16 protein-coding genes and 3 pseudogenes are annotated in these 17,689 nt (G+C 59.0%); 11 read left to right on the forward strand and 8 right to left on the reverse strand.

The window, feature by feature from the left end:
• Positions 1 to 272 precede the first annotated feature (272 nt).
• Both AC3IX4_RS15655 and AC3IX4_RS15660 read left to right on the forward strand, forming a co-directional pair.
• Complete coding sequence (locus tag AC3IX4_RS15655) at positions 273 to 788, forward strand: RrF2 family transcriptional regulator (RefSeq protein WP_489256356.1); 516 nt, start codon at positions 273 to 275, stop codon at positions 786 to 788.
• 77 nt (positions 789 to 865) lie between these two features.
• Positions 866 to 1,600: a substrate-binding periplasmic protein gene (locus tag AC3IX4_RS15660; protein WP_489256357.1), complete on the forward strand. Its 735-nt coding sequence runs from the start codon at positions 866 to 868 to the stop codon at positions 1,598 to 1,600.
• A gap of 5 nt (positions 1,601 to 1,605) precedes the next feature.
• On the opposite strand, the gene AC3IX4_RS15665 is transcribed toward AC3IX4_RS15660, so the two are convergent.
• Positions 1,606 to 2,961 (reverse strand): MATE family efflux transporter, encoded by a 1,356-nt coding sequence (locus AC3IX4_RS15665; RefSeq protein ID WP_489256358.1) that lies wholly within the window; start codon positions 2,959 to 2,961, stop codon positions 1,606 to 1,608.
• A gap of 88 nt (positions 2,962 to 3,049) precedes the next feature.
• On the opposite strand from AC3IX4_RS15665, the gene AC3IX4_RS15670 reads away from it, so the two are divergent.
• Positions 3,050 to 3,421: a hypothetical protein gene (locus AC3IX4_RS15670; protein WP_489256359.1), complete on the forward strand. Its 372-nt coding sequence runs from the start codon at positions 3,050 to 3,052 to the stop codon at positions 3,419 to 3,421.
• A 3-nt stretch (positions 3,422 to 3,424) separates the two neighbouring features.
• Complete coding sequence (locus AC3IX4_RS15675; RefSeq protein WP_489256360.1) at positions 3,425 to 3,610, forward strand: DUF1289 domain-containing protein; 186 nt, start codon at positions 3,425 to 3,427, stop codon at positions 3,608 to 3,610.
• A 262-nt stretch (positions 3,611 to 3,872) separates the two neighbouring features.
• On the opposite strand, the pseudogene AC3IX4_RS15680 reads toward AC3IX4_RS15675, so the two are convergent.
• Positions 3,873 to 4,994 (reverse strand): annotated as a pseudogene (locus tag AC3IX4_RS15680) (polyamine ABC transporter substrate-binding protein).
• A gap of 55 nt (positions 4,995 to 5,049) precedes the next feature.
• Positions 5,050 to 6,354: an NAD(P)/FAD-dependent oxidoreductase gene (locus tag AC3IX4_RS15685; protein ID WP_489256361.1), complete on the reverse strand. Its 1,305-nt coding sequence runs from the start codon at positions 6,352 to 6,354 to the stop codon at positions 5,050 to 5,052.
• Positions 6,355 to 6,499: 145 nt separating this feature from the next.
• Between AC3IX4_RS15685 and AC3IX4_RS15690 the strand changes: the two genes are divergently transcribed.
• The 7 genes and pseudogenes from AC3IX4_RS15690 to AC3IX4_RS15720 all read left to right on the forward strand — a co-directional run bounded on the left by AC3IX4_RS15690 (position 6,500) and on the right by AC3IX4_RS15720 (position 11,233).
• Positions 6,500 to 7,396: a LysR substrate-binding domain-containing protein gene (locus AC3IX4_RS15690; protein ID WP_489256362.1), complete on the forward strand. Its 897-nt coding sequence runs from the start codon at positions 6,500 to 6,502 to the stop codon at positions 7,394 to 7,396.
• 364 nt (positions 7,397 to 7,760) lie between these two features.
• A complete protein-coding gene (locus AC3IX4_RS15695; protein WP_489256363.1) occupies positions 7,761 to 7,949 on the forward strand; it encodes a hypothetical protein in 189 nt (62 codons plus the stop codon).
• Positions 7,946 to 8,131, forward strand: a complete 186-nt coding sequence (locus AC3IX4_RS15700) for an AbrB/MazE/SpoVT family DNA-binding domain-containing protein (RefSeq protein ID WP_489256364.1) — start codon at positions 7,946 to 7,948, stop codon at positions 8,129 to 8,131. Before AC3IX4_RS15695 ends, AC3IX4_RS15700 begins: the two co-directional genes overlap by 4 nt.
• 17 nt (positions 8,132 to 8,148) lie before the next feature.
• Positions 8,149 to 8,370: pseudogene (locus AC3IX4_RS15705) on the forward strand (antitoxin Xre/MbcA/ParS toxin-binding domain-containing protein); the annotation flags it as partial.
• 14 nt (positions 8,371 to 8,384) lie between these two features.
• Positions 8,385 to 8,552: an RES family NAD+ phosphorylase gene (locus tag AC3IX4_RS15710; protein WP_489261296.1), complete on the forward strand. Its 168-nt coding sequence runs from the start codon at positions 8,385 to 8,387 to the stop codon at positions 8,550 to 8,552.
• Between the two features lie 186 nt (positions 8,553 to 8,738).
• Positions 8,739 to 8,846, forward strand: a pseudogene (locus tag AC3IX4_RS15715) (hypothetical protein); the annotation flags it as partial.
• Between the two features lie 1,145 nt (positions 8,847 to 9,991).
• Positions 9,992 to 11,233, forward strand: a complete 1,242-nt coding sequence (locus AC3IX4_RS15720; protein WP_489256365.1) for a cytidine/deoxycytidylate deaminase family protein — start codon at positions 9,992 to 9,994, stop codon at positions 11,231 to 11,233.
• Between the two features lie 223 nt (positions 11,234 to 11,456).
• On the opposite strand, the gene betI is transcribed toward AC3IX4_RS15720, so the two are convergent.
• The 5 genes from betI to AC3IX4_RS15745 all read right to left on the reverse strand — a co-directional run bounded on the left by betI (position 11,457) and on the right by AC3IX4_RS15745 (position 17,455).
• Complete coding sequence (gene betI, locus AC3IX4_RS15725; protein ID WP_489256366.1) at positions 11,457 to 12,101, reverse strand: transcriptional regulator BetI; 645 nt, start codon at positions 12,099 to 12,101, stop codon at positions 11,457 to 11,459.
• A gap of 28 nt (positions 12,102 to 12,129) precedes the next feature.
• Complete coding sequence (locus tag AC3IX4_RS15730) at positions 12,130 to 13,107, reverse strand: PAS domain S-box protein (RefSeq protein WP_489256367.1); 978 nt, start codon at positions 13,105 to 13,107, stop codon at positions 12,130 to 12,132.
• 155 nt (positions 13,108 to 13,262) lie between these two features.
• A complete protein-coding gene (locus tag AC3IX4_RS15735) occupies positions 13,263 to 14,699 on the reverse strand; it encodes a purine-cytosine permease family protein (RefSeq protein ID WP_489256368.1) in 1,437 nt (478 codons plus the stop codon).
• 64 nt (positions 14,700 to 14,763) lie between these two features.
• Positions 14,764 to 15,948, reverse strand: coding sequence for an iron-containing alcohol dehydrogenase (locus AC3IX4_RS15740; RefSeq protein WP_489256369.1), 1,185 nt, complete (start codon positions 15,946 to 15,948; stop codon positions 14,764 to 14,766).
• A gap of 10 nt (positions 15,949 to 15,958) precedes the next feature.
• Complete coding sequence (locus AC3IX4_RS15745; RefSeq protein ID WP_489256370.1) at positions 15,959 to 17,455, reverse strand: aldehyde dehydrogenase; 1,497 nt, start codon at positions 17,453 to 17,455, stop codon at positions 15,959 to 15,961.
• Between the last annotated feature and the right edge of the window lie 234 nt (positions 17,456 to 17,689).

Here is a 17,689-nt window from a genome sequence, read left to right on the forward strand (position 1 = left end):
GGCCACTGTCCCTGCCAATGAGGCCTGGAGATCAGCGCCAATAACTACGACTATATTGATCGTAGTTAAATCTCGCAAGCCTCTACCCGACCAGCGTGTCCGTGGAGCCTGGGGAAAAACCGGAAAAGTGCTCTAAAACAATGAAAATCGAGCTTTAAATAGCTCTTTAATGGCGACGAACGGTCTGTACGCTCAGATACCGCCGACCACAAACCTTGAATGAACCGGTTGAAATCGGTAGCCTTATGCGACTTGGTAAGTCGGAGTTATAAATGTCTCTTTATAGCGCAGGGGTTGAGTACGGCATTCACTGCCTACTCTTTCTGGTCGATGACCTGGGCGAAAGCCGCGAGGCCAGTGTGCGTGATCTGGCCGAGCTACAAGGCGTGCCGCAGGAATACTTGGCAAAAGTCTTCACCAAATTGGCGAAGGCCAAGCTGGTGGCGGCGACCGAAGGCGTGCGCGGGGGCTTCAAGCTGGCACGGCCATCGGATGAAATCACCGTGTTGGATATCGTCACGGCAATCGACGGGCGCAAGTCGATCTTCGATTGCCGCGAAATCCGCAGCCGCTGCGCACTGTTTGAAGGCTCCCCACCGGATTGGGCAATGGATGGGATCTGTGCGATCCACGCCACCATGATGACCGCGCAAAAACGTATGGAAGAGGCCTTGGCGCAGCAGACTATTCTGGACCTGGCCCGCCGTGTAGGGCGCAAGGCACCTCCGGCCTTCGGTGTTGAACTACACAGCTGGATAAGCGACCGACGTGATAACAAGACCACCTGAACAGCAGTGATGGCAATTGGCTGTGCATCGATTATGAAGGCGTACTAAGCTGTGCTTCCTAATGTCAGGAATGCGCCATGAAGCTGCTCGCCGTCTGCCTGCTGGCTGCCTGTTCGCTGGCAGCCAAGGCGGCAGACCTGCACATGCTCAGCGACCACCACCCGCCGCTGCACTTCATGCAAGGCGAGGAAATGGTCGGCTTTGGCGTGGATGTGGTACGCGAGCTGGCCGAACGCACGGGCGATACGGCGCATCTGGAACAACTGCCACTGCGCAGGGCATTGCGCGACGCCAGCATAGAGCCCGACACGGCGGTGTTCACCATCTTGCGCACCCCCGAGCGCGAGTCGCAGTACCAGTGGGTCGGCCCACTGATGGACATTGAAACCGCGTTGTATTCCGGTGTCGGCCCCGCCCCTTCCCTGCACACCCTGCAAGATGCCAAGGCCGCCGAGATGATCGTGTTGCCGCGCAAATGGTGGGCCTACCAATATCTGCAGGATCAGGGCTGGGGAAACCTCTACGGTGTCGATAGCCCCGAACAAATGATGCATCTACTGCGGCTGGGACGGACGTTGCTGGTGGTAGCCGACACTTCCAGCGCCAACCAGTGGGCTGAAGCAGCTGGCTTCAACCCTGGCGAGCTGCACTATCAAATGACGCTGTTGACTCAAAGCGGCTATATCGCTTTTTCACCCAACACCGATCCCTTGCTGATCAAGCGTTGGCAACAGGCATTGCATCAGATGGGCCGCGAGGGCCGGCTGCAACAGCTCAGGCAGCGTTGGAAAATCGACCGCCCAAGCCATTGATGGCTTCAGACCAACCGCTCGATTGGCCTGTGCCGCCACACGCTCCAGTAATAAGTGCTCTGCAACACCAGCATCGCGAGGTAGGTCACCGGGAATGCCATCCACACGCCTTCAAGCCCAAAATGGGCATTGAGCAGGTAGGCCGCCGGCAGTTCGACCGCGACAATGCACACAATCGAAATGCCGACCGGCACCAGTACCGTGCCAGTGGCGCGCATGATCCCGCCAATAATCGACTGGAATCCAAACACCAACATGCTCCACAGCATGATGTGCAACAAATGCTCGGCCTGGGCCCGAGCCGCAGGGTCGGTGATAAACAGCCCCAACAGCCAGTGCGACAGCAGATAACCGAGCAGCACCAAGGTGCCGGTCAACACGATATTGATCACAAGCCCCGTGCGCAGGATCGTCACCAATCGCTCCGAACGCCCGGCACCAATGGCCTGGGCACCGAGAATCGACGCGGTGATGGCAATCGACAGGGCTGGAAACTGCACGTAATTGACGATCTGAGTGACCGCGCCGTAAGCCGCCGTCGCTTGCGAGCCGTGACCATTGACCAGTGCCAGAATCACCAGCTCCGACAGAGAGATCACCACCATCTGCAGCCCCGTGGGCAGGCCGATGCGCAGGACCTTGCCGAGAATCTGCCGATCCAGTCGCATCGCCTTGAGCAGTGACCGATCCGGTGCCATGACGTGGTTCTGCCCGCGCAGGCGCAACGCCAGGAACGCCATGGCCAGCACGTTACTGGCAAGCCCGGCCACCGCCGCGCTTTGGATACCCATCGGCGGCAAGCCCAACCAGCCCTGGATCAGCGCCGGGGTGAGCAACAGGCCGACCACGGTGGAGACCATCAGCGCCAGCAGCGGCGAAAGCGTATCGCTGACCCCGCGCAACAGCTGGGTGAACAGCACGAACACCAGCAGGATCGGCATGAACAGCATCATCATCTGGGCATACGCCACTGCGTCATCGAGCACGTCCGGCGGCGTCCCCAGCCCTTGCAGCGCCGGTCGGGCAAAGAGGCTGCCAAGCACCGCTGCGAACAGACCAATCAAGGCGCCCAGGGTGAGCGTAGCGCCGGTAATCGCCTTGACGGTTGCAGGCTCCTTGGCCCCCCATGCCTGCCCGATCAATACCGACGCCCCCGCCCCCAGGCCAATGACCAGTGCAACAAAGAAAAACATGATCGGAAACATGCCCGACACCGAGGCCAGCGCCTGGGTACCGAGCAGTTGGCCGATATAAATACCGTTGAGGGTGCCGGACAGCGATTGCAGAAAATTGGACAGCACCATCGGTGCCAGAAACAGCAAGTAAATCTGCCAGAGGGGGCGTTGTAGGAGTTTCGGCATTTTGAACTCAGCTGATTCTTGTTGGCAGGCGGGGAGATTCTACGTGATAGGCGTATCATTGGCCGCTTCCATCGTTCAAGGACTTCCCATGCCATTAAACAAACGCGAACAGGCGCACATGGAGCGTCGCCTGGTTGCGACCCTGACCGAAGCGTGCGAAACGGCGAAGGCAGAATTGATCGGCTTTTGCTGGCTGACCCATGAGGTCGATTACGCGCAGTTTCCCTCAAGCCTGGTGGTGGTCTGGGTGTTTGACACCGAAGCCAACAAAAACGTCGCCATCAGCAATGGGCAAAACGTGCGCATGATCGAACTGACCGCCCGTGCCCTGATGGAGTCTGAGGTACTGCTCGACCCGGTGTCCGGGCATGTGCTTTTTGACAGCGAAGAACAATGCCTTCGCGCCAATGCCGGCAACTGGCCGCAGCGTTTGTCGCGCAAACGCCCTGGCCGAGGTTGATGCGTGGCCAAGGACATTGAAAATCCCTGCATTTCGCTGTGCCAACTCAGCGGCGACTTGTGCGTGAGCTGCGGACGCAGCAAAGAAGAGATCAAGAAATGGAAACGCATGAAGCGGCCAGAGAAAATGACCGCCGTGCAACGCGCCAATGAGCGGCTCAAGAGCTTGAAGAAAAAGAGCAAAGCTTGAGGAGCAGGCTTGCCTGAATGCCAGTCAGTTAATACTCACAACCAATGTGGGAGATTCTATGGTTATGGGCAAATCTCATTCTTGAGTGATTCTGTGGGAGCTGGCTTTGCCAGCGAATAAACGATAACGCGCAATATCTGGAAAACCGCGGTGTTTTCATTCGCTGTGGTCCGGCACTCCGGCAAAGCCAGCTCCCACATCAATCAAAAGCCCACATTATTTTGAAGCTTAACTGATCGGCATTAGGTCAATCCCGATTGGATTATTGCCCGCTGGTGACCTTGGTCCACAACCGTGTGGCCTGGCGCATGGTCTTCGGTTGCAAGGCCTTAAGCGGGAACAAGGTGCCCATGACCTCGGCAGGCGGGTACATCGTCGGGTCGTTGCGCAAGGCAGGGCTCACAAACACCGTCGCCGCACTGTTGCCATTGGGGTAGTGAATGGCATTGCTGATATCGGCTATCACTTTAGGCTCCAGCAAGTAGTTCATGTAGGCATAGCCGTTGTCCTGATTCGGCGCATTGCGGGGCATGACGACCATGTCGACGGCCAGTGTCGTGCCCTCTTTGGGAATCGAATAGCCAATCTCGATGCCGTTCTTCGCTTCATGGGCAGTGGTCGCCGCCTGGGCGATATCGCCGCTAAAACCGATAGCCACACAGATATTGCCGTTGGCCAGGTCACTGACGTACTTGGATTGATGGAAGTACTGGATATAGGGTTTGACGCGCAGCAGCGCAGCTTCTGCCTGACGGTAGTCATCCGGGCTTTCACTGTCGTGTTTCAAGCCCAGGTAGTTGAGCGTGATGGGCAGCATCTGCGTCGAGTTGTCGATAAACGCAACCCCGCACTGGCGCAGCTTCTCCATGTTCTTCGGGTCGAACAGCAGGTTCCAGCTCTGGGTGACATCGGTATTGCCAAAGATCGCCTTGATCTTCTCGACGTTGTAGCCGATGCCCACGGTGACTCACATGTACGGAAACCCGTACTCATTGCCAGGGTCATTGACCTCCAGCATTTTCATCATCTGCGGGTCCAGGTTTTTCCAGTTGGGCAATTTGCTCTTGTCCAGCTTCTGCAGGGCGCCGGCCTTGATCAACTGTCCCAGAAAGTGGTTGGAAGGGCTGACCACGTCGTAGCCGCTGCTGCCTGTGAACAGCTTGGCTTCCAGCATCTCGTTGCTGTCGATCAAGTCATAGGTCGTGCGGATACCCGTCTGTTGGGTGAAGTTGCTCAGGGTGTCGCTGGCGATGTAGCTGCTCCAGTTGGAGATACGCACCGTGTCAGTGGCGGGTTCGCCACCGCTTGTGGCGGCGTAGATAGCAACGGCAACACCACTGGTGGCGGCGCACAGGGTGATGGCAAGCTGTTTGAAAGTGATCATGGCGGTCTCGTTTTTATTGGCGTTATCAGCACGCAGAAAGGGAATGTGGGCTCACTCAAGACTCGGTTTTCGCACGCCGGGCCTCATAGCACAGCCGAACCGATGCACCGATATCGAAAAACGGCTTGGGCGGTATCCAACCGGGCTGCGCCTGGCTCAGTACTTGAGTCAACAGTGGCGACTGATCACCGCAGGCCATTTCGGCCAGCAAGCGCCCCCACAAGGTGCCCCGCGCAACGCCCGACCCATTGCAACCGGCCACCGTAAAGATGCCGGGTTCGACCTGGGCAAAACGCGGTTCGCCTGAGCGGGTGGCGCTCAAATGGCCGGTCCAGGTGAACTGCAAATGTTGCTCGGTGAACCACGGGAAGCGCCGTTGCAAGCCGCGCAAATGGGTCTGCCGGCGCACGCCCAAAGACGCCCCGTCCAGGTCCTTGTTGCGGTATTCCACGGTATTGCGCATCAGCAATCGGCGATCATTGGTCAGCCTCATCGTCGCGCCGCCCGGCCGGGTCGACAGCACCCCCCAAGGGACTGGGCTGCCCATTTGGCTGTATTCGTCATCGGTTAGAGGGCGGCTCAAGGAAGCGCTCAACTCCAGCGGGAACACAGACTGATTGCCCAGCCCCACGCGCGGCAGAAAAGGCCCTACACACACCAGCACCTTGCCCGACTCAACACTGCCTTGCATGGACACCGCCCGAAGATTGCCATTGGCCAGGCGCTCCAGCGCGTTGATATCCGTGTATTCGAACACTTGAACGTTAGCCGGCAAGGCCTCGCGCAAACCCTTGGCGTACTTCGCCGGCTGCAGCAAGGCGTTGCCACCTTTGCACCAGATGCCCGCCTGGTAGAAGTCGGTGCCCAGGCACTGCGCCAAGTCCTTGCCTTGAAGAAACCGGGCATCGGCGCCGACTTCCTGAAGCGTTTGCACACTCAGCTCAGCGTGCTGCATTTTTGCCGGATCATGAACGGCGAAAAAATAGCCGTCATCACGCCAGTCGCAGTCGATGCCCAGGCTGCTGATACGGCGGCGTACTTCCTCGTTGGCCGCGCAACTGATCGCGGTGCTCGCTCGAAAATAAGAATGTTGGCGCTCGCCGAGCATTTCTTCAGCACTGGGCTTTTCATGGGCAACGACAAAACCCGAGTTGCGCGCCGATGCGCCTTGCGCCGCACGTTGACGGTCGACCAACACGATTTTTGCCTGCGGGAACCGTTCGGCCAGTGTCAGCGCCGCCGACAGCCCGGTAAATCCACCGCCGATGATCAGCCAGTCAGCCCGTTGTACACCTTTGAGGCTGGGCGCTGCCTGCGCCTCGCCAGCTTGTGCGATCCAGCCACACACGTTCTCAGTCATTTCGCCACCTCAGCCAGCATTGGACGCTGCCGCCATGAACAATTAGCATGCTCACATGCTTCAAGTCGGCCGCCATGGCTAGAATTTATGAGCAATGCCGGCGTCAATCCAACGCTATTAACGCATCCAACCATTCGGTTTACGCATGGATAAAATATTCCGCCCGCCCTCGATGCACGCCCTTCAAGCACTGATTGAAGTCGCCGACTGTGGCAATTTCACCGAAGCGGCCGCGAACCTGTGCCTGACCCAGAGTGCGATCAGCCGCAAAATCCAGCAATTGGAAAGCCACTACGGTGTTGCCCTGGTGCTGCGCAACAGCCGAAGCGTCAAGTTAACCGCCGAGGGCCTGGACGTTCTCGACACTGCGCGCCGCCTGATGGCCGAACTTCAAGCCATCGAAACGCGCCTGGCGCCTCGGGACAGCCCGCTTCGTATTCGGATTCATGTGTCGTTGGCCGTGCGCTGGCTGCTGCCTCGCCTGACTGACTTCTACGCCCGCCACCCCGGCCTGAGCCTTTCGATTGAAACGGTAGCCACCGAGCAGGTCGACCCCTCGGGTGAGTGCGACGCCTGCATCCTTTACCTGCCCAAAGCACCCACCGATCAGGCCCACTACATACTTTTCGAAGAAGTGCTGATACCTGTCTGCGCACGCGACTCGGTAGATGGCAAAGCACCGCCCGCCTCGCTCTCGACGCTGGAACATTACCCGTTGATCCATGGCTCGACAGGCCACCTGGAATGGACCCACTGGCTACAGGCCATGGGAAAAGAGCCTTGGAAAAACGTCAAACACATCACTTTTAACCTCGACGAGCTGGCGCTCGACGCTGCTCGGCGCGGTCTGGGCGTGGCCATGACTGACCTGACACTGGCCCAGGAACTGATTCAGCGCGGCGACTTGATCATCCCATTCGGCCCGCCACTCAGCACCGGCGGTGTCTATACCTTGTGGCTGCAACCGAGCTGCGACCGGCATCCGGCGCGGCAAGCGGTGGTGGAGTGGTTTACTCAGCAATCGCAGAGTGCCGGCCTATAGCGGGATTCGCGAATAGCCCTACACGAACATCTCAGGATTCCGTTTCGCTGCTTCTGAAACGCTGTCGCCAGCAATCAGGCAAAAGAAATATCCTACGAAACCTGTCGCCAGCCATGACCTTGTCCCCGGGAAGCCCGATCCCTAGTCTTCTTTGGCCGCTGAATGTTCAGCGGTCGGGTGTGGAAACCCGGATCAATCTTCGCTCAAGACAACGGATTGCCCGCTTTTATGGCAACTGTGCGTGGGAGGACCTCAGTGTCCTGCCGGGTTTTTGCGTCGATGTTCCCGGTTTTCCACCCTGCGCACAGTTGCCACCCCATCATGTGGAAACGATCGGGGAGCAACCTCATCAGGACAAATCGACGTGACTAAATGCATTCCCGATCCACCCCTTGATTCCATCAAAACCCGCAGAACCCCCTTCGGCTCCTGCGACGCTCCACACGGCCCGCTGTTCGCCATCGTCGACGGCATCCCCGCCGAAGACGCCTTGATCCACGCCTCCTTGCACATCAGGCGATTCACTTGCCAGCCACTGTGCTCAAGCAAATGAGTATGGATAGCGCAGATGCTCCGTCGCTCGATGTATCTGCCGAGGCAATGACGCACAAACCGACGATAGCCAAATCGCATTACCGGCTGGCAGATCTGATTGCGCAATGTGATTTAAACGCGCCAGAACCAGCGGATCTTGCCGCCTGGAGTGCAATGCAGCCTGTAGGGCATGAAACGTGAAGCGAGCCAAATTCAAGAAGAACCTTGATTCGGTCGCATCCGAACGTCTAGATCGGATTGCCGCTGTCTGTCACTTGGCCGAAGAAGTCTTCGAAAGCAGGGAGTCAGCGGCAAGCTGGATGTCGAGGACGAATAAAGCCCTCGGCGGGAGCACGCCCATTATGCTCTGTGAAACAGAGATAGGAGCCAAGCAGGTTCGGCTTGTGCTTCAAGCTCTGGAATGGGGCGGTGTTGCCTGATGATGGCTTGGTGAATTGCAAAGGCCAAACGAGCTACCGAACTTTCGGGAATGGGCGCTGCCATCGAGGGAGGACGCTGGAACGACCAGGACGTTCCAGCTCTGTATCTGGGCCTGACACCCGCGATCTACTGCTTGGAAACGTTCGTGCACGCAGACGGTGAGCCGGATAAAAGTGGTTGAGGTTTACGACTTCATTTATGACCCTCGGATGTTTAGCAAGGCGAAGCTCTAGCCCTAAGCACAGCATCATCACCTGTTCGGTGCCCCGACAAGCTTTAACTCCAGCGCCTTTTATTTATCGATTGAATCCCCTACACAATCGGCCGTCATTGAAAGGTTCAAACCATGAACACGACCCTCCGTATTGCCCAACCTGCGTTGCTTGCAGCGCTGCTGCATAACTTCAGTACATTGCTGGCGTTGGCCAATGCGGGGCGATTGTTGCGGATTGAAGAGCCGTTGCCGGTTTTTTAGCGTGGTGTCATACCTGACACACCGCGGTGGCTTCATCGCCGGCAAGCCGTGCCCCTACCGGACGGTATTCCACCGGCCGAGGTAGGAGCCGAGCTTGCTCGCGAGGCGTCATACCTGACACACCGCGGTGGCTTCATCGCCGGCAAGCCGGGCTCCTACCGACCGGTATTCCACCGGCCAAGGTAGGAGCCGAGCTTGCTCGCGAGGCGTCATACCTGACACACCGCGGCGGCTTCATCGCCGGCAAGCCGGGCTCCTACCGACCGGTATTCCACCGGCCGAGGTAGGAGCCGAGCTTGCTCGCGAGGCGTCATACCTGACACACCGCGGCGGCTTCATCGCCGGCAAGCCGGGCTCCTACCGACCGGTATTCCACCGGCCAAGGTAGGAGCCGAGCTTGCTCGCGAGGCGTCATACCTGACACACCGCGGCGGCTTCATCGCCGGCAAGCCGGGCTCCTACCAACCGGTATTCCACCGGCCGAGGTAGGAGCCGAGCTTGCTCGCGAGGCGTCATACCTGACACACCGCGGTGGCTTCATCGCCGGCAAGCCGTGCTCCTACCGACCGGTATTCCACCGGCCGAGGTAGGAGCCGAGCTTGCTCGCGAGGCGTCATACCTGACACACCGCGGTGGCTTCATCGCCGGCAAGCCGGGCTCCTACCGACCGGTATTCCACCGGCCGAGGTAGGAGCCAAGCTTGCTCGCGAGGCGTCATACCTGGCCCACCGCGGTGGCTTCATCGCCGGCAAGCCGGGCTCCTACCGACCGGTATTCCACCGGCCGAGGTAGGAGCCGAGCTTGCTCGCGAGGCGTCATACCTGACACACCGCGGCGGCTTCATCGCCGGCAAGCCGGGCTCCTACCAACCGGTATTCCACCGGCCGAGGTAGGAGCCGAGCTTGCTCGCGAGGCGTCATACCTGACACACCGCGGTGGCTTCATCGCCGGCAAGCCGGGCTCCTACCGACCGGTATTCCACCGGCCGAGGTAGGAGCCGAGCTTGCTCGCGAGGCGTCATACCTGACACACCGCAGCTGGAGGAGTTCCGCACCGACCAACCACCTTGTAAAGACCCATCCCTGAACTATCGTTGCAAGCGCCAGAAATCTCTGGCGCACACAACAGCAGGGAGCTTGAACACCATGACCACAGTGAACAATGCACAGGAAGCCGTCGATACCGTTGCCAACCAAGCCATTCTCGCCGCCCTTCAGCAGACCTTTGCCGTTGGCGGGGCCATTATCAATAACGCTACAGGCGAGGTGATCGCGGCCTTGCACAACAATGTGCTGATGCCATTTCCCGGTAGCAGCACGCCCTACTTCCTCCCCCACGACCCGACCGCCCATGGCGAGCGCCAGTTGGTGGACTGGTATTTCGATAATGCCGAGCCGCTGAAGCTACCCCCGCCCAGTCAGTTGACCGTCGTCACCACCCTGGACCCTTGCGCCATGTGTGCAGGCTCGCTGCTGACCGCAGGTTTCAATGTGGCTGTCAGTGCGATCGATGATTACGCCGGTATCAACTACAACAGTGCGTTCACGTTCCCGACGTTGCCGCCAGCAGTGCGTCTGCAGGCGCAAAACAGCTGGGCGTATTATGCGGTCTCGGATCCGGTCGGCCGGCCTTATCAGGGTTCCCAAAGCCCAGTGTTCGGTGGCCAGAGCATTGATTCGGCAGCGTATTACCTCACCAGCTCGATCTTCTCCGCCAGCGTCAACACTGTGCGCGATGCGAGCAACAACAGTGGCCTTGAACCTTCGAAACTGCAGAACCCGGCCACGTTGCCAGGCAACAGCCCGGTGCGCCAGGCACTGACCAAGCTCAGCCCCTTCGCCCTGACGGTGCAGAGTGCCAACCCGCGCGACCCGGGCCCGGAGCTGGCTAAACCGCTGCTGGTGACCGCACAGCAGAGCGCCGTGTTCAACTCGGTGGCCTTGATCGACCCGTTCGGCAATCTGTTGGTGTGCTTGGGCGGCATGGAGAAGCTGTCGCCCATTCGCACGGCGTTCATGGAAACCACTCGCAACTATGCGGTGATGCGCTGGACCCTGATGAACGATCCCGACCCGGCCGTTCGGGCCGAGGCCGAGCAGTACCTGACGCATCCCAAGTACGGCACCTTTGTGTTTTTGTACGCACCAGACCCTTCCACCCCGCAGGCAGTGATGACCTTCGGTGCCTACGGCTCGACCATGGAAGGCCCGGTACCGCAAGGCTATCCGTCCAATCTGCAATATGTGCTGTTGCCCGGCAGTACCACGGCGCAGGCGTTGTCACAGCTGGCCCAAAACCTGCCGCCGTTCTATACCCAGAGTGTGCAGGTAGCGCCCGCCCAAGTCTTGAGCCAGGACTTGATCAATGCAGTGAAAAGCGGAGTGTAGGAGCAGGCTTTAGCCGCGATGATCGCACCGCGGATTGCCTGATTCACCGCGGGGTATTCATCGCAGCCAAGCAGGCTGTGTGAAAACTCCGACAAAAGTCGACCCACTCAAAAAACGACCTCCTGTAATCGCGTACACGCGACGATCGACTAGTCGGGAGGGGGTCAAGTACCCCCTAAATCAACCAAATTTTGAGTTTTCACACAGCCTGCAAGGCTCGCTCCTACTTCGCCGAAAGGGCTGTTTGCAAAAACATCTGCGCTGTCATCACGCAGCACTTCTCCGCCTTCTTGGCACTGAAAGCCTTATGGTCCAGCGCCCATTCCAGCCAAAAGCCGTCGATCAACGCGGTGATGGTCAGTGCCGCGGTCTTGGCATCGATCACAGCATCACGCTCGACGGCGATTTCTTTGAACACCGACTCCAGTTCCTTGCGGTAATCGCTGTAGAGCTTTTTATTCAGCGCACGCAGCTGATCGGACGATACCGCCGCGCCCCAGAAACCGAGCCAGGTCGTGAGGATGAACTCGTTGAAGATCTTGCCGCGAAAGGAGGAGCGGATGATTGCCAGCATCCGGTCCTCTGCTGAACCGCCTTTGGCTTCGATGAATTTGCGCGTTTCTTCACGTAGCTGGTTAGTCAGTTCCTGGTAGGTCGACAGCATCAATTCATCCTTGCCGGAAAAATGATGCCCGATCAAGCCAACAGAGATGCCCGCCTCCGCACAGATTCGCTCAATCGTGCTGCCGGCGTGGCCGAAACGGGTGATGCAGCGCATGGTCGCTTCGACAATGGCCTTGCGCCGTGCCTGTGGGTCGATACGGGTTCGGCGTTTCTTGATCTCAGGCAGGTTGGCGTCGCTGTTCATACGATTCTCGAAAGCAGATTAAAAGGCGTCAAAGGGCAGCCAAAACCAGCACAAGCTGTGACGGCTTGCCGGTTTCCTGGTCCTGATGCAGCTTGGCCTTGAGCGTCACGCCCTGGCTCTGCAGGTGGACGGTGCGCTGAAAGACGTCCTTGGGCTTGTCGAGGATTGCGGTCAACAGCGTTGTATCGCCGAACAATTCGTCCAGGCCAATGTTCGCCAATTGATCGATGTTGTAGCCGGTAAGCCGACTGAAGGCGTCATTGACCATTAGCCAACGCCCCTCAAGATCAAGGAAAGCCATGGCGTCATTGGCGAGTTCGAAGACGGTGCGCAACCGCTCCTCGCTCTGGCGAACCGACTCCTCGGCGATTTTGCGGGCGGTGGTGTCCATGCTGATGCCAATCATCTTCAGCGCCCTGCCCTCGTCATCGACCAAGGGCATGGCCCGCGATGAAATCCAGCGGGTTTCACCGTTCGGCGTGAGCATGCGAAAGTCGGTATCACAGGGTTTGCCGGTGCTGATCGACTGATCGAAAGCTGCCTGCAGGGCAGGCACTTCCTGAGGGGGAATATGGCGCCAGAAATCCTCGTTGCGCTTGACCTGCCAGCCGTAGACGCTTTCGACGTTGCTCGAATAGGTCACTTCATCGGTGAGCAGGTTCCATTCCCAGGTCACGATACGGGCATTTTCCTGGGCCAGCTTCATGCGCGCTTCGCTCTCCATGATCTGCGCCGTATGTTTTCGGCGCACATCGGTCATGGGAAGCGGTTCGGCGGTGGCCTGCTGCGCCTCTTGCTGAGCCTGCTCGCCATAACGCAACCAGATCCAGTTAACCTGTAGCAGGCTGGCCAGCTTTTTGAGCAGTTCAAAATCTATTTCGCCGCCGCGTGTCCATTTGTGCACCGCGGTACGGGACACGCCCAGGGTTTCTGCAACGCTCTGCAGCGTCAGCTTTCGAAGTTCCAGAAGCTCCTTGAGGCGAAACGCGAAACTGTCATCACTCATCTAACCGCCCAACAAACCGAAATGAGCGGCCAATTTAGCAATTTTTAAGGCACACAGCGCGCACAAATTCCGTGGGAGTGGCCCTTGGGGGTCGCTACGCGCGCCCATCGCGACCAGGGTCGCTCCCACAGACAGTTGTGCAGTGATGATGGAGGTTAGACGCCGTTTTCCAGCCCGCGGTCCAGCAGCGGGATTTGGGTCAGCTCAGTCTGGATATCCTGAGAGCGGCACAACCACCCATACACCAGTGCCGAGACAATCAACCCCACCAGCATGCTGATATCGGCACCGTCCAACAGACGTGCGACGTAGCCGGTGTAAATGCCGGTATTGGAGAACGGCAACATGGCGACAAAGCCTGCGAAGTAGGCACCGATGCCGCGCAGGTTCCATTTACCGTAGATACCGTTGGGCTTGAAGATCTCCTTGATCGAGAACTGGCCGTGACGAACCTTGTAGAAATCAACCAGATTGATCGCGGTCCAGGGCGTGAACAGATACAACAGGATCGCCAGGAAGTCGCCAAAGTCTTTGACGAAGTTATCCGATGCCGTCATCGCAATGAAAATGGCGGTGCCGCCCACGATCAGCATCGAGATGACACGCTTGAGCAGGGTCGAGGTCTGGCTCTTGATGGTGTCGGCAATGCTTAGCAAGGTGATCGAAGCGCCGTAGAAGTTTTGCGCCGCACTGGTGAGCAGGCTCAGCACCGCCAGAATCAACAGTATTTCACCGAAGCCGGTGAACAGCATGTTGCCCAGCATCACCAGCCCCTTGGCCAGGTTCTGCCCCGGGCTCAACGCGGCCGCCAGCGCACCAATCAGCATCATCCAGACACCACCGATCATGGCGCCCAGGTACGTCCACCAGAACGAAGAGCGCACACTGACATTGGGCGGCAGGTAGCGCGAATAATCCGATACATAGATCGCCCAGCTCAGTTGATAGGCCGCTGCCACAAAGAACTGCGCAAGGAAAGGCGTGGCCTTGAAGCCGGAGACCGTCATCTGCTCAGCCGGCAACTTGACGAAGATGAACAGCCCCACGGTGAACACCAACATCACCGCAATCAACACGAATGCCAGGGCTCGCTGCACCTTGTGAAAGGTGTTGTAGCCGGCAATGGCCATGATGATCGCCAACAATGAAAAGGCGATGGCCGAGCCGCTTTCAGGCGCATCGAACAGCTCATGCAATGTCTGCCCCACCAGCACTTGGTTGAAAGCGTTGTAGCCGACATAGGTGGCGATGGCGACCACATACACCAGCAGAGCCCCCAGATAGCCGAATTGCGGACGCGATTGAATCAGTTGCGGCAAGCCCATCTGGGGGCCTTGGGTGGAGTGTCCCGCCATGAACAGGGTGCCGAATGCGCAGCCCAGGAAGATCGCAATGGCCGACCAGAACAGATTGGCGCCCATGCCCACGCCGATGATGCCGACCGCCAGGGTGGTCAGGTGCGCTTCGCCGCAGAACCAGATCGGCCACAAGTGCCAGGCCTTGCCGTGGCGCTCGGCCAAGGGCACATAATCGATAGAACGGGTTTCAAGATTCATGCGCCCCTTGGACGCGTTGGCACTGGAAGATGACATGATCGTTGCACCTTTTTTTATTGGTATGGGCAGCACGCAAGCGTGACGTTATCGGGTGGGTGGATTAATCACGGGCATGGTCGATGGCTTGGGTGAGCAGCGCCTGCAACTGTTCGAGTGAACTGTCCCTGGGGTTGGTCGCGCGAGCAGGGTCGCCCATGGCCTTGCTGGCGATGGCAGCCACGTCTGAGTGCTGCACGCCCAACGCCGAAAGTGACTTGGGAATGTTCAGGCGATCAAGCAACTGGCAGATCGCGCTATAGAAGGTGTCGAACTCGGCGTCCGGCAGGTCCAGCGCCTGGGCCACCGGCTTGAGTCTCAGGCTGATCTCCTGTTGGTTAAAGCGCAACACCACCGGCAGGATGATGGCGTTGGTCAAACCATGATGGGTGTTGTACGTCGCACCGACCATGTGGCTGAGTGCGTGCACCAAACCCAACCCCTTGAGGAAGCCGACACCCGCCAGGCATGAACCGATCAGCATCTTGCCGCGTGCTTCAAGATTGCGGCCGTCGTTCACAGCGGTATCGATGGAGGTCCACAAAAGGCTCAGGCCCTGTAGGGCAGCGCCGTCGCTCAGCGGGTTGAAGCTTGGGACGAAATAAGCCTCCAGCGCGTGAATGATCGCATCGCAACCGGTCCATGCGGTCAAGTTGGCGGGCAGGCTTTGGGTCAGTTCAGGGTCGAGGATGACCGCCGACGGACGTGCATGCGGGTGCCAGACGCAGCCTTTGATGCCTCGACGGGTGTCGGTCAGCATGGCCGTGCTTTCGGTTTCTGCCCCCGTGCCAGCGGTGGTGGGGATGGTGATCACGGGCGGAAAATCAGCGGCGACAAAGCCTGTGGGCACCGGGTTGTCAAAGTCGAACGCCCACAGCGAGCAGCGCTGCTGGCGGGCGATCAATGCAACGGCCTTGCCGCCATCCAGGCCACTGCCGCCGCCCAGCGCAATGATGCCATCGGCCTCCCACTGGCGATACGCCTGGGCGCCGGCGACCACCGATGCGTCGGTGGGGTTGGGTTCGATGCCACCGAACAGGCCGCAGGCAAGTCCCGCGTCGTTCAGGGCCTGCTGCATCTGCGCAACGAACGGCAGGTTGACGCTGCCCTGGTCGGTAACGATAAACGGCCGGGCGATATTGAAGGTGCGGCAAAGCTCAAGCAGTTTGCTGCAAGCGCCTGGGCCGTATTCCATCGGCAATGGTACGGTCCAGGTTTGCGGGCTCAGGGCAGAAAGCGTGTTGTGCATGGGGCTGACCTCAACGGCAACGAATAATGGTGGATTTCAATTCGGTGTATTTGCTCAGCGCATGGGCCGAATTGTCCCGCCCGTTGCCTGACTCCTTGAAGCCACCAAACGGGAAGTTCATGTCCACCAATTCGTCGTAGCAGTTGACCCAGACGGTGCCGGCTCGCAGCTGGCGAGTAGCGCTGTGAAGGGTGGCAAGGTCGCTGGACCACACGGCGGCAGCCAGGCCATATTCAGTCTGGTTGGCGATGCCGATGGCTTCGTCCAGTGTGTCGAACGGGATGATGACCAGGACCGGGCCGAAGATTTCCTCATTGGCGATCCGGGCGCTCGCGTCATCTGCCAGGAAGATAGTCGGTTGCAGGTAAAAACCGCCCTCCTCCAACGCGACGGGCTCGCCGCCGCACAACAGTTGCGCTTGTTGCTTGCCCAGCTCGATATAGCCGCAGACACGCTCGAACTGAGCAGCGTCGATAATCGCGCCGGTGACGCTGGCGGGGTCCAGCGGATGGCCGGGGCGATAACCCTGTGCCGCTTCCAGCAATTGTTCAATCAACGCCTGGGCGATCGGCCGCTGCACCAGCAAACGCGACCCTGCGCTGCACACCTGCCCCATGTTGGCAAAGATGGCGGCTGCGGCCGAGCGGGCTGCCTGGGCGATATCCGGGCAGTCCGCCATGACGATGTTGGCCGACTTGCCGCCCAACTCCAGCCAGACGCGCTTGAGGTTCGAATCGGCCGCATTTTTGGCGATCTCGCGACCCACTTTGCCGGAGCCGGTAAACGCGATGCAGTCCACATCAGGGTGCAGGCTCAATGCCCTACCAGCTTCGCCGTCACCGGCAATGACGTTGAAAACGCCAGCGGGAATACCGGCTTGCAGTGCCAGGCCGGCGATGCGCAATGCGCTCAGTGGCGATTTTTCAGAAGGCTTGAGCACCACGCTATTGCCTGCGGCCAAGGCCGGTGCGAACTTCCAGGTGGCCATCAACAGCGGATAGTTCCAAGGCACCACAGCCGCGACCACACCCAGCGCCTGGTGGGTGACCGTGCCAAAGAACGCAGGATCGGTGGGCGGTACTTCGCCGTGAACCTTGTCGATCAGCTCGGCAAACCAGCGTAGGCAATAGACGCTGCCCGGCAAGTCGCCCGAGGTTGTGTCAGCGATAGGCTTGCCGCTGTCCAGGGATTCGAGCAGCGCCAGCTCCTCACTGTGCGCGTCGAGCAGGTCAGCCCACTGCAGCAGGATCGCCTTGCGTTCGCGGGGCGACTTTTCGGCCCACACGCCAGCATCGAACGCATGACGAGCAGCGCCAACCGCCAGATCGACCTCGGTGGCACCGCAACGGGCCACGGCCACCAGACGGCGACCATCAATCGGGCTGTGCGACCAGAAGGTGGCGTTATCGCAAGCATCGACGTAGGCACCGTCGATAAAGGCTCGCCCTTCGATGTGCAGGGTTTCACGTTTTCCAAGCCAATAGGCCCGGTCTTTGGACTGCGACACAGCACTACCTCATTTATTGTTTTCAGGCTGAGGCGATGCTAGCCATTACTGAAATTCTATTCAATAGAAAAATCGTCACTACTGAATTTTAATTCAATAAAAAGCCAACGGTAGCGGGCTTAACCTGCTGGCATCGAACGACACAAATCCTAGGTAGGAGCAGACTTTAGTCGCGATGGCATCACCGCGGTTCATCGTAAACCGCGGTGATGCCATCGCGGGCAAGCCCAGCTC

The sequence above is a fragment of the Pseudomonas sp. KH_021 genome (assembly GCF_057838865.1).

Bases quoted from the DNA above. Each gene is read 5' to 3' on its own strand.
- AC3IX4_RS15655 (WP_489256356.1), top strand. From the start codon at position 273: ATGTCTCTTTATAGCGCAGGGGTTGAGTACGGCATTCACTGCCTACTC.
- AC3IX4_RS15660 (WP_489256357.1), top strand. From the start codon at position 866: ATGAAGCTGCTCGCCGTCTGCCTGCTGGCTGCCTGTTCGCTGGCAGCC.
- AC3IX4_RS15665 (WP_489256358.1), bottom strand. From the start codon at position 2,961: ATGCCGAAACTCCTACAACGCCCCCTCTGGCAGATTTACTTGCTGTTT.
- AC3IX4_RS15670 (WP_489256359.1), top strand. From the start codon at position 3,050: ATGCCATTAAACAAACGCGAACAGGCGCACATGGAGCGTCGCCTGGTT.
- AC3IX4_RS15685 (WP_489256361.1), bottom strand. From the start codon at position 6,354: ATGACTGAGAACGTGTGTGGCTGGATCGCACAAGCTGGCGAGGCGCAG.
- AC3IX4_RS15690 (WP_489256362.1), top strand. From the start codon at position 6,500: ATGGATAAAATATTCCGCCCGCCCTCGATGCACGCCCTTCAAGCACTG.
- AC3IX4_RS15700 (WP_489256364.1), top strand. From the start codon at position 7,946: ATGAGTATGGATAGCGCAGATGCTCCGTCGCTCGATGTATCTGCCGAG.
- AC3IX4_RS15720 (WP_489256365.1), top strand. From the start codon at position 9,992: ATGACCACAGTGAACAATGCACAGGAAGCCGTCGATACCGTTGCCAAC.
- betI (WP_489256366.1), bottom strand. From the start codon at position 12,101: ATGAACAGCGACGCCAACCTGCCTGAGATCAAGAAACGCCGAACCCGT.
- AC3IX4_RS15730 (WP_489256367.1), bottom strand. From the start codon at position 13,107: ATGAGTGATGACAGTTTCGCGTTTCGCCTCAAGGAGCTTCTGGAACTT.
- AC3IX4_RS15735 (WP_489256368.1), bottom strand. From the start codon at position 14,699: ATGTCATCTTCCAGTGCCAACGCGTCCAAGGGGCGCATGAATCTTGAA.
- AC3IX4_RS15740 (WP_489256369.1), bottom strand. From the start codon at position 15,948: ATGCACAACACGCTTTCTGCCCTGAGCCCGCAAACCTGGACCGTACCA.